The organism is Amycolatopsis marina, from assembly GCF_900111885.1.
GTDB classification, from domain to species: Bacteria; Actinomycetota; Actinomycetes; order Mycobacteriales; family Pseudonocardiaceae; genus Amycolatopsis; species Amycolatopsis marina.
In genome coordinates this window covers 270,157-281,245 of sequence record NZ_FOKG01000008.1, presented here as the reverse complement: position 1 = coordinate 281,245, position 11,089 = coordinate 270,157, and the positions used below count along the sequence as shown (strand labels likewise).

General features: G+C 68.2%; 9 protein-coding genes. 3 read left to right on the top strand and 6 right to left on the bottom strand.

The window, feature by feature from the left end; all coding sequences use genetic code 11:
* Nucleotides 1-490 precede the first annotated feature (490 nt).
* Complete coding sequence (locus tag BM199_RS15810; protein ID WP_091673963.1) at nucleotides 491-1,240, top strand: MIP/aquaporin family protein; 750 nt, start codon at nucleotides 491-493, stop codon at nucleotides 1,238-1,240.
* 24 nt (nucleotides 1,241-1,264) lie between these two features.
* Nucleotides 1,265-2,779 (top strand): glycerol kinase GlpK, encoded by a 1,515-nt coding sequence (glpK, locus tag BM199_RS15805; protein ID WP_091673962.1) that lies wholly within the window; start codon nucleotides 1,265-1,267, stop codon nucleotides 2,777-2,779.
* Between the two features lie 66 nt (nucleotides 2,780-2,845).
* Here the strand turns inward: glpK and BM199_RS15800 are convergent, their stop codons facing one another.
* A complete protein-coding gene (locus BM199_RS15800) occupies nucleotides 2,846-4,246 on the bottom strand; it encodes an NAD(P)H-quinone dehydrogenase (protein ID WP_091673961.1) in 1,401 nt (466 codons plus the stop codon).
* A gap of 124 nt (nucleotides 4,247-4,370) precedes the next feature.
* Here BM199_RS15800 and BM199_RS15795 point away from each other — a divergent pair, with 124 nt between their 5' ends.
* A complete protein-coding gene (locus tag BM199_RS15795; RefSeq protein ID WP_177242634.1) occupies nucleotides 4,371-4,823 on the top strand; it encodes a gamma-glutamylcyclotransferase in 453 nt (150 codons plus the stop codon).
* A 76-nt stretch (nucleotides 4,824-4,899) separates the two neighbouring features.
* Here BM199_RS15795 and BM199_RS15790 read toward each other — a convergent pair whose 3' ends face one another.
* The 5 genes from BM199_RS15790 to scpA all read right to left on the bottom strand — a co-directional run bounded on the left by BM199_RS15790 (nucleotide 4,900) and on the right by scpA (nucleotide 11,071).
* Nucleotides 4,900-5,790 (bottom strand): DUF559 domain-containing protein, encoded by an 891-nt coding sequence (locus BM199_RS15790; protein WP_091673960.1) that lies wholly within the window; start codon nucleotides 5,788-5,790, stop codon nucleotides 4,900-4,902.
* 179 nt (nucleotides 5,791-5,969) lie between these two features.
* On the bottom strand, nucleotides 5,970-7,265 hold the full coding sequence (locus BM199_RS15785) for a M20 family metallopeptidase (RefSeq protein ID WP_091673959.1): 1,296 nt from the start codon (nucleotides 7,263-7,265) through the stop codon (nucleotides 5,970-5,972).
* A 219-nt stretch (nucleotides 7,266-7,484) separates the two neighbouring features.
* Entirely contained in the window at nucleotides 7,485-7,811 is a 327-nt protein-coding gene (locus tag BM199_RS15780) for a hypothetical protein (RefSeq protein ID WP_425425531.1), read from the bottom strand.
* 61 nt (nucleotides 7,812-7,872) lie between these two features.
* Nucleotides 7,873-8,874: a methylmalonyl Co-A mutase-associated GTPase MeaB gene (gene meaB / locus BM199_RS15775; protein WP_091673958.1), complete on the bottom strand. Its 1,002-nt coding sequence runs from the start codon at nucleotides 8,872-8,874 to the stop codon at nucleotides 7,873-7,875.
* A gap of 7 nt (nucleotides 8,875-8,881) precedes the next feature.
* A complete protein-coding gene (scpA, locus tag BM199_RS15770; protein WP_091673957.1) occupies nucleotides 8,882-11,071 on the bottom strand; it encodes a methylmalonyl-CoA mutase in 2,190 nt (729 codons plus the stop codon).
* Nucleotides 11,072-11,089 lie beyond the last annotated feature (18 nt).

The window sequence follows — 11,089 nt, the reverse complement described above, 5'->3', positions numbered from 1 at the left end:
CCTCCTCGAGTCTTCGTCCCCTCCAGGATGGCACGTCTGCTCCGCTGTTACTCGTCGGCGAGGCGAGTGACACTCGGTCGGCTTCGCTGGAGACCGATTACGACCTGGAGGTACGTGACGGTGGTGTCCCGGAGAACGCGCGCGGCAAAGCCCACGAGCGGCGAGCTGGTCGTGACGCGCGTTCCAAACAGACGCTGAGACCAATTGCGACAGTTGGTGCCTGGAATGATCGCCACGAACCCAGTAGCGTGCGGTGATCGTGGATCGGCGACGGCGCCGCAACTCGCCGGCGACGGTCCGCACAGGAGTGTTCGACTGGGAGGGGTATTCACAAGTCGGCAGACGGGGCCGCCCGGAGAGGGCCCCCGCTGCGGCAAGCTGTTTCTGCCGCAGTAGGGGTGGTCGTGGCTGCCGACTGGAGGTGAGGTCCGCACAGGACCGCACGTCGGCGGTGAATAACCCGACCTTCGAATAAGACACTGGAGGGCCAATGAGTGCGGGTTCGATTTTCATCTGGGAGATGCTCGGCACGTCGGTGCTCGTGCTACTCGGCACCGCGGTGGTCGCCAACAACACGTTGCGCAAGACCATCGGAAACGGCGCGGGTTTTCTCTTCATCACCTTCGGTTGGGCCTTCGCGGTCTTCGCCGGCGCGAGTATCGCCGCGCCGAGCGGAGCGCACATCAACCCGGCGGTGACCCTCGGCCTCGCGATCAGCGGGCAGACGGAGTGGGCCGATGTGCCGATCTACTTCGCCGGTCAGATGGTCGGTGGTGTGCTAGGTGCGGTCCTCTGCTGGGCCACGTACAAGCTGCAGTTCGACGACCACCCCGAGCCCGGGCTGACGCTCGGCATCTTCTCCACGGCGCCGACCATTCGCAAGCCGGCCTGGAACCTTGTCACCGAGATCATCGGCACCTTCGTGCTGGTCGCCTGGATCCTGCTCACCCCGGTGTACGAACCCGCCGTCAACGGCGAGGTCCCCACGTTCGGGAACTCGGCACTCGGCTACGCGGGCGTCGCGTTCGTCGTCCTCGTGATCGGTACCTCGCTCGGTGGTCCGACCGGCTACGCGATCAACCCGGCCCGCGACCTCGGCCCGCGCATCGCCTACGCGTTCATCCTGCCCATCAAGGGCAAGGGGAAGGCAGACTGGGGTTACTCCTGGGTGCCGGTCGTCGGACCGCTGGTCGGCGCCGCGCTGGCCGCCCTGCTGTTCCTCGTCCTGCCCACTGCCTGACAATCTCGCCCGAAAGGGAGCCTTATGACTTCGTACGTAGCCGCGATCGACCAGGGCACGACCTCGACCCGGACCATGATCTTCGACCACTCCGGCAGGGTGGTGGCGGTCGACCAGCGCGAGCACGAGCAGATCTTCCCGCAGGCGGGCTGGGTCGAGCACGACGCGGAGGAGATCTGGTCCAACACCAGGGCGGTCGCCGCCGGAGCCATCGCCAAGGCCGACCTGCACACCACCGACCTCGTCGCGGTCGGCATCACCAACCAGCGCGAGACCACTGTCGTGTGGGACCGCAAGACCGGTAAGCCGGTGTACAACGCGATCGTCTGGCAGGACACGCGAACCGACCGCATCGTCACCGAACTCGGCGCGCTGGGCGGCGGGCAGGAACGCTACCGCGAGAAAACCGGTCTGCCGCTGGCAACCTACTTTTCCGGACCGAAGATCAAGTGGATTCTGGACAATGTGGACGGTGTGCGGGAGCGCGCCGAGGCCGGTGAACTCCTGTTCGGCAACATGGACACCTGGGTCTTGTGGAACATGACCGGTGGTCCGGACGGCGGCATCCACGTCACCGACCCGACCAACGCCTCCCGCACCCTGCTCATGGATCTGGACACGCTGAGCTGGGACGAGGGCATCGCCGCCGACATGGGCATCCCGATGTCGATGCTCCCGGAGATCCGCTCGTCGTCGGAGGTGTACGGCAAGGTGCGGGCGAAGGGTGCGCTGGCCGGCGTGCCGATCGCGGGCATCCTCGGTGACCAGCAGGCCGCGACGTTCGGGCAGGCGTGCCTGTCCCCCGGTGAGGCGAAGAACACCTACGGCACCGGCAACTTCGTGCTGCTCAACACCGGCACGGAGAAGGTGCTCTCCAGCAACGGACTGCTCACCACGGTCTGCTACAAGATCGGCTCCAACGACACGGTCTACGCGCTGGAGGGCGCGATCGCGGTCACCGGCTCGCTGGTGCAGTGGCTGCGGGACAACCTCGGCATGATCGGCACGGCGGCCGAGATCGAGGAGCACGCCCGCAAGGTCGAGGACAACGGTGGCGCCTACTTCGTGCCCGCGTTCTCCGGCCTGTTCGCACCGTACTGGCGCTCCGACGCCCGTGGCGCCATCGTCGGCCTCACCCGGTTCATCAACAAGGGCCACCTGGCCCGGGCCGTGCTGGAGGCCACCGCGTTCCAGACCCGCGAGGTGATCGATGCGATGAACGCCGACTCCGGCGTCCCGCTCACGTCGCTGAAGGCCGACGGCGGGATGGTCGTCAACGAACTGTTGATGCAGTTCCAGGCCGACATCCTCGGCGTCCCGGTGATCCGTCCCGTGGTGAACGAGACGACCGCGCTCGGCGCCGCCTACGCCGCGGGCCTCGCCGTCGGGTTCTGGGCCAGCGAGGAGGACATCCGCAGCAACTGGGCCAAAGACAAGCAGTGGGACCCGGCGATGGACGAGACCCACCGCGAGAAGCAGTACCGCAACTGGAAGAAGGCCGTCACCAAGACCTTCGACTGGGTCGAGGACGAGGACTGACCCGTCGCGCTTTCCCTCCGAAAGCGCGCCGCTTCGCGCGGGGCACTTTCGGAGGGAAAGCGCGCCTCAGTCCAGGTCGTCGTGGCGCATGAGCTGGCGTCCGGCCTCGGTGATCGAACCGGAAAGCGAAGGGTAGACCGCGAACGTCAGCGCCAGATGCTCGACGGTCAGCTGGTTCTGCACCGCGAGGGCGATCGGCAGGATCAGCTCGCTCGCCGTCGGGGCAACCACCACGCCACCGATCACCACGCCGGTCGCCGGACGGCAGAACAGCTTCACGAAACCGTGCCGCAGGCCTTCCATCTTTCCCCGCGCGTTGGTCGCCAGCGGGAGCATGATCGTGCGGGCGGGGACCTCACCGGAGTCGATCACCTGCTGGCCGATGCCGACAGTGGCGATCTCGGGGTGGGTGAACACGTTGGCGGCCACGGTCTTGAGCTTGATCGGGGCGACGCCCTCGCCCAGCGCGTGCCACATCGCGATCCGGCCCTGCATGCTGGCGACGGAGGCGAGCATCATCACGCCCGTGCAGTCACCCGCCGCGTAGACGTTGGTCACGCTGGTCCTGGACACACGGTCGACGGAGATGAATCCACCGGGCCCGGGCTCGATACCCACCCGCTCCAGGCCGATGTCGGTGGTGTTCGGCACCGAACCGACGGTCATCAGCGCGTGGCTGGCCTCGATCACCCTGCCGTCGGTGAGGTGGACCTCGACGCCCTTCTCGGTGCGTTCCACCCGGTCCGCCCGTGCGTGCTTGGCCACGGTCGTCCCGTGCTGGGTGTAGACCTCCTCCAGCACGGCGGCGGCGTCGGCGTCCTCGTGGGGGAGCACGCGGTCGCGGCTGGAGACCACGGTGACCTTGACGCCCATCTCCGTGTACGCGGAGGCGAACTCGGCACCGGTGACACCAGAACCGATCACGGCGAGGTGCTCCGGGAGTTCGGGCAGGTCGTAGAGCTGGCGCCAGTCCAGGATCCGCTCGCCGTCGGGCACCGCGCCGGGCAGCACCCTCGGTGTGGCGCCGGTGGCGATCAGCACGACGTCGGCGTCGAGCACCTGGTCGCCCGTTGGACTCGTGACGGCAACCTTGTGGGTGGCGAGCCCTGGCTCCTCGTCACAGAACCGGGCGGTGCCGTTGATCACCTTGACGCCCTCGCGCTGCACCCTGGCGCGAATGTCGGCCGACTGTGCCAGGGCGAGCCCCTTCACCCGGCCGTGCACGGTACGGAGGTCGATCGTGGTGTCCGCGAGGTCGGTGGATATCCCCAGCTCGCTCAGGCCGTGCATCCCGGCACGCGCCCCCGACGAGGCGATGAAGGTCTTGGACGGGACGCAGTCGTAGAGCACGCACGCGCCGCCAAGGCCGTCCCGCTCCACAACGGTGACGTCCGCCCCGTGCTGCGCGGCGACCAGTGCTGCCTCGTAACCGGCAGGGCCGCCGCCCATGATCACGATCCTGGTCACCTTGATTCCTCCTCCACAGGTTCGACGTCGCCCACCGTACGCGGGCGACCGTTCGGCTCACCGGGGTGGCCACACCCCCGGAGTGCGTCCCATCGGGTGATGGATCGGCAGCTACGCTATGGCCGTGCCCTTGTATGCCGCGTACGGGTCCAACATGGAACCCGCCCAGATGATGGAGCGAGCCCCCCACTCGCCGATGGCTGGTACCGGCTGGCTGGAAGGCTGGCGACTGACCTTCGGTGGCGAGGATCTCGGCTGGGAGGGAGCGCTGGGCACCATTGTCGAGGACCCCGGCTCCCGGGTCTTCGTGGTGCTCTACGACGTCACGCCGCTGGACGAGTCGGGGCTCGACCGGTGGGAAGGCGGTGAGCTGGGCATCCACAACAAGATCAGGTTGCGGGTGCAGACCATGGAAGGCTCCGTCCTGGCCTGGTTCTACGTCCTCGACGGCTACGAGGGCGGCCTGCCCTCCGCCCGCTACCTGGGCGTCCTCGCCGACGCGGCCGAAGCCGCAGGCGCCCCCGCCGACTACGTCGAGAACCTCCGCACCCGCCCCTGCCGAGGCATAGCCCCCTAACCGACACACGTGTGTGCGTTCTATGTACATGTGTGTGCCTTCGACGCACACGAGATAGCGATCCACGTACGCTCGATCAACACTGACGAGCCGCGAACGCCGCTGCGAGTTCGGTGAGCAGCCGACGCGAGTCCCGGAGATCCTCTGCCGTAGCGCGCACGGTGATCCACCCTCGCTTGGTCATCCTGCGGTCCCGTTCGGCGTCGTAGTCGGCTCTGTCCACGTGGGCGGCGTACCCGTCGTACTCGAGTGCGATCCGAAGTTCCTTCCAGGCCATGTCGAAGACGTAGAGCACCGCTCCGTCGACGGTGTACACGACGTACTGCGCCTCCGGAACCGGAAAACCCGCCTCGACGACGAGCAGCCGCAACCAGCTCTCCGGTGGCGAGTCAGCCATTCCCGTTGCAAGCCTGGTCAGCATCAGTGCACGACTGACACCACGGCGGTCCTCCCGAGCAAGCAGGCAGTGATCAACGGCCTTTCGGAATTCCCTTCTGTCGGCCTCCGGTAAGGCGGCAAGTGCCTGGTCAAGACTTGCGAAGGCAGCCCGCCGGTCGCCGTCACAAAGGAAGTCGGCCAGTGCGGCTTCGAGGGTGAGGACGGACAGGCCGTGCAGTTGCACCACGTCGTTGGAGGTGAATTGTCTCCGGTGAACGACGAGCCCTGGCCGGGAGCGCACAGCGCGGCCGCAGGGCACGGTCACGTGGACGTCGAAGGCTTCGGCAGCCGAGTACCCACGTAACGCGACCGCGGTCCGGCCGGACAACACGGCGGGCTGACCAACGACCAGGAGCGCGGCAGCGGCGCGGACGTACGGCTCGAGGGACGACTCTGCCCAGACCAGCACGCCACGCCAGATCTGCACGAGCAAACCGCTTGCAAGCGCCGAACGCAGGGCTCGTTCACCGACTTCGGCTGCGACGTCACGCCGCAGCGCCGCAGCGTTTCCTCCAGGAAAGATCCGCATGCGGCAAGCGTGTCCGTCCTGAGGCACGGATGACAGCGCGTCCACCGCAACCTGTGGACAACTGCGGCGTTGTGGATAACTACTTCAGCGCGTCGCGATCCTTGTCTGACCTGGTGTTTGCGCCGCAGGACGCTCACACAAGTACATGGAACGCACACACTTGTCCACAGAACTGCAAGTCAGGCTAGGGCGGCTAGGGCTGTGTGGACCATTACCCGGGTGCCGGCCAGGAGGGCGCGTTCGTCCAGTTCGAAGGTGGGCTGGTGCAGGTCGCGCATGGCGCCCTCGCCGGGCCATACGCCAAGGCGGGCGAACGCGCCCGGAACGTGCTGCAGGTACCAGCCGAAGTCCTCGCCGCCGGAGGACTGCTCGGTGCCGGTGAGGGAGTCGTCGCCCAGCGCGGCCTCGACGCCGGCGCGCAGCAGGTACGTGCTGTCCGGGTCGCACACCACCGGAGGGACGCCCCTGCGGTAGTCCAGTTCGAAGCCGACGCCCGTCGGCGCCAGCAGGGATTCGACCGACGCCGCCACCAGCGGCTCCAGCTCCGTCCACACGCTGTGGTCGGCGGTCCGCAGCGTGCCGCGCAGCAGTCCCTCCTGCGGTACCGCGTTCGCGGCCTCCCCCGCGTGCACCGCGCCCCACACCAGCACCGTGCCGGACCGGGGGTCCACGCGACGGGAGAGCACGGAAGGCAGCGAGGTGATCACGGTGCCCAGCGCGTGCACCAGATCGGCGGTCAGGTGCGGGCGCGACGTGTGCCCGCCGGGCGAGGTCAGCCGCAGCTCGATCAGATCGGCCGCCGAGGTCAGGGGGCCCACCCTGGTCCCGACCCTGCCCACCGGCAGGCGGGGGTCGCAGTGCAGGCCGAAGATCCGGTCGACACCCTCAAGCGCACCGGCGGCGACCGCGTCGAGCGCGCCACCGGGCATGACCTCCTCGGCCGGCTGGAAGATCAGCCGCACCCGCCCCGGCAGTTCCGGCGCCGTCGACAGCGCCAGCCCGGCCGCCAGCAGGATCGTCGTGTGGGCGTCGTGCCCGCAAGCGTGCGCCACACCGTCCACCGTGGACGAGTACGGCAGCCCGGTCGCCTCGGTGAGCGGCAGCGCGTCCATGTCGCCGCGCAGCGCCACGCACACCGGGCCGGTGCCGATGTCACAGACCACGCCGGTACCGCCGGGCAGGACCGTGGGCCGCAGGCCGACCGCCCGCAACTGCCGCACGATGAGCTCGGTGGTCGCGTACTCGTGCCTGGCCAGCTCGGGGTTGGCGTGGATGTGCCTGCGCCACCCGACGACGTCGGCCGCGTTGGCCCGCAGCCAGTCGTCGAGCCAGAACGGCCCTCGTCCCGCGCCCAGATCCTGCACAGAGGTCATGCTGACGCCGGTCTCGGAAATCAGCGCGGTGGACCCCTCGGTAGAGCGAGACCTGCCGTCCGGCTCCCTGGGTACACCTGGTCGCGAATCGAGCACCGTCACGCCGCACCTCCGTTCGAGGCACCCACACCAAGCCGACCGAGCGCAGCATCTGCCGCAACATCGAACCTTCGCTGGGTAATGAATGTCGTACGCATTTGCAGAGAGTGTTGCACCAAACAGGTGATGCATGGAGCAACAAGTCTACCCTGCGAGACAGCCGGTAGCGGGTGTGCGGCGAACGGCTAGGCCGAATTCGGCCACACTGTAGTCGGTCGGCTACTAGTCCTTCTTGCTCGACTTCTTCCGCACACTGCGACCCCAGATCACGATCACCAGGAGCACAGCCGCGATACCGCCGACGATCAGCTTGTTCCTGGTCTTCTCGGCGTTGGCCTGCTCACTCTCGCTGGGATCCAGCGTCGGGCCTGGCTCCGGAGTCGTGTCCTGGGTCAGCGCGGGACCGGCTGCGACGAACGGTGCCGCTGCGACGAACGGTTCGGTGGCGACCGGCTCGGCCAAGGCGCCGGGGGCCCCGCCCAGCAGCACCGCCAGCCCGAGCAGCGCGGCGGGCACCATGGAACGTAGTCGGGTCACCATCATCGACACTCGGCCTCCGCCTCACTCACGAAACACAGGGGACCAGTCTGCCCTGCCGGACGCCGCCAGATCAGGAGCCACGCGGGTGATCGCCGGTGAACGCGCCCAGAATCCGCTCGGCCGCCAGGGTCGCCGTCAGTTCGCCCGCGCGGACCGCGCGCTCGACCTCGGGCACCACCGCCTTGACCTCGACGTGCGTCGCCAGCCTGCCGAGCAGTTGCTCCCGGACCATCGCCCAGGTCCAGTCCACCTGCTGCCTGCTGCGCTGCTCCGCGAACTCCCCCGACTCGCGCAGGGTGTCGTTGTACCTGCTGATCTGCTGCCACACCGTGTCCAGACCGATGTCGTTGAGCGCACTGCAGGTCAGCACCGGCGGGGTCCACTCCGCGTCCGGGCCGTAGATCATCCGCAGCGCCCCGGACAGTTCCCTCGCCGCCTTGCGCGCCTCGCGCTCGTGCTCGCCGTCCGCCTTGTTCACCGCGATCACGTCGGCCAGTTCGAGCACGCCCTTCTTGATGCCCTGCAACTGGTCGCCGGTGCGGGCCAGGGTGAGGAAGAGGAAGCAGTCCACCATGTTCGCGACCGTGACCTCGGACTGCCCGACGCCGACGGTCTCGACGAGCACGATGTCGTAGCCCGCGGCCTCCATCAGCACGATCGTCTCGCGTGTTGCCCTTGCCACCCCGCCGAGCGTGCCCGACGTCGGCGAAGGGCGGATGAACGCCGCCGAATCCACCGCGAGCCGGGACATCCTGGTCTTGTCGCCGAGGATGCTGCCACCAGTGCGGGTGGAGGACGGATCGACCGCCAGCACCGCGACGCGATGCCCCGCCGCGGTCAGGTCGGTGCCGAGCTGGTCGATAAATGTCGACTTGCCGACTCCTGGGACGCCCGTGATGCCGACCCGCTGCGACCCTCCGGCGTGCGGCAGCAGTTCGACCAGCAACTCCTGTGCCCGCGCCTGGTGCTCCGGTCTGTTCGACTCCACCAGGGTGATCGCCTTGGAGAGAACTCCACGATCACCCGCCAGCACACCCTTGGCGTACGCGGACACGTCGATCGCACGCGCCACTCCGGCCTCAGCTCTCGTGTCGCGCTTCGAGTTGCCGCAGCAGGTCGATCGCGGCATCCGCGATCACCGTTCCGGGTCCGAATATCGCCGCGGCGCCGGCCTTGCGCAGATCGTCGTAGTCCTGCGGCGGGATGACCCCGCCGACCACCACCATGATGTCCTCCCGGCCCAGTTCGGCCAGCTCGGCGCGCAACGCGGGGACCAGCGAGAGGTGCCCAGCCGCGAGCGAGGAGACACCGACCACGTGCACGTCCGCCTCGACCGCCTGCCGCGCCACCTCTGCCGGGGTGGAGAACAGGGGCCCGACGTCCACGTCGAAACCGATGTCGGCGAACGCCGTTGCGATCACCTTCTGGCCGCGGTCGTGGCCGTCCTGGCCCATCTTGGCCACCAGGATCCGGGGGCGCCTGCCCTCGCCCTCGGCGAACTTGGCCACCTGCTCGCGCGCTTGCTCCACGTTCTGGGACTTGCCGACCTCGTCGCGGTACACCCCGGAGATGGTACGAATCTGCCCGGAGTGCCGCCCCCAGACGCCCTCCAGCGCATCGGAGATCTCTCCCACGGTGGCCTTGGCCCGCGCCGCGTCGACGGCAAGGGCCATCAGGTTGCCGTTACGCGAGTCGGACGCAGCGCCCTCGGTCAGCCTGCGCAGCGCGTCCTGGGTGGCGTTCTCGTCGCGTTCCTCGCGCAGCCTGCGCAGCTTCTCCAGCTGCTGCGCGCGCACGTCCGCGTTGTCCACCTTGAGCACGTCGATCTGCTCGGCGGCATCGGCGCCGGTGAGCTGGTACTTGTTCACCCCGATGACCGGCTGACGCCCGGAGTCGATCCTGGCCTGAGTGCGCGCGGCGGCCTCCTCGATTCGCAGCTTCGGGATACCGGCGTCGATCGCGCGGGCCATCCCGCCCGCCGCCTCGACCTCGCTGATGTGCGCCCATGCCTTGCGTGCCAGGTCGTAGGTCAGCTTCTCGACGAAGGCGCTGCCACCCCACGGGTCGATCACCCTGGTGGTGCCGGACTCCTGCTGCAGCATCAGCTGCGTGTTGCGGGCGATCCTGGCGGAGAAATCGGTGGGCAGCGCGAGCGCCTCGTCCAGGGCGTTGGTGTGCAGCGACTGCGTGTGGCCCTGCGTCGCGGCCATGGCCTCGACACAGGTGCGGGTGACGTTGTTGTAGACGTCCTGCGCGGTCAGCGACCAGCCCGACGTCTGGCAGTGCGTGCGCAGCGAAAGAGACTTGCTCGACGTCGGCTCGAACTGCTTGACCAGCTTCGCCCACAGCAGCCGCGCCGCCCGCAGCTTGGCGACCTCCATGAAGAAGTTCATCCCGATCGCCCAGAAGAACGACAGCCGCGGGGCGAACTTGTCGATGTCCAGCCCGCCGTCGAGACCTGCGCGGATGTACTCGACGCCGTCGGCGAGCGTGTACGCCAGCTCCAGGTCGGCGGTGGCTCCCGCCTCCTGCATGTGGTAGCCGGAGATGGAGATCGAGTTGAACCGCGGCATCCGCTGCGAGGTGTAGGTGAAGATGTCGGAGATGATTCGCATCGACGGCTGCGGCGGGTAGATGTAGGTGTTGCGGACCATGAACTCCTTGAGGATGTCGTTCTGGATGGTCCCCGCCAGCTGCTCCGGCTCGACTCCCTGTTCCTCGGCCGCCACCACGTAGAGCGCCATGACCGGCAGCACCGCGCCGTTCATGGTCATCGACACGCTCATCTTGTCCAGCGGGATGCCCTCGAAGAGCTGGCGCATGTCGTAGATCGAGTCGATCGCCACGCCCGCCATCCCGACATCGCCCGCGACGCGCGGATGGTCGGAGTCGTAGCCACGGTGAGTCGCCAGGTCGAAGGCGACAGACAGTCCTTTTTGGCCCGCGGCGAGATTGCGCCGGTAGAACGCGTTGGATGCCTCCGCCGTGGAGAACCCCGCGTACTGGCGCACCGTCCACGGCTGGTTCACGTACATCGTCGGGTAGGGCCCGCGCAGGAACGGGGCGATGCCCGGGTAGGTCTCCAGGAAGTCCACACCGGACAGGTCGTCGGCGGTGTAGACCGGATTGATCCCGATCCCCTCCGGCGTCTCCCAGGCCAGGGCGTCGTCCCCCTTGCCGGTGCTCGCGTGCAGCGCCTCGGCCCACTCGGAGCGGCCAACGGACTCGGGCGTGCCGAGGTCGATGCCGGTGAAATCGGGGATGCTCATATCTCTTGCCTCACTCGC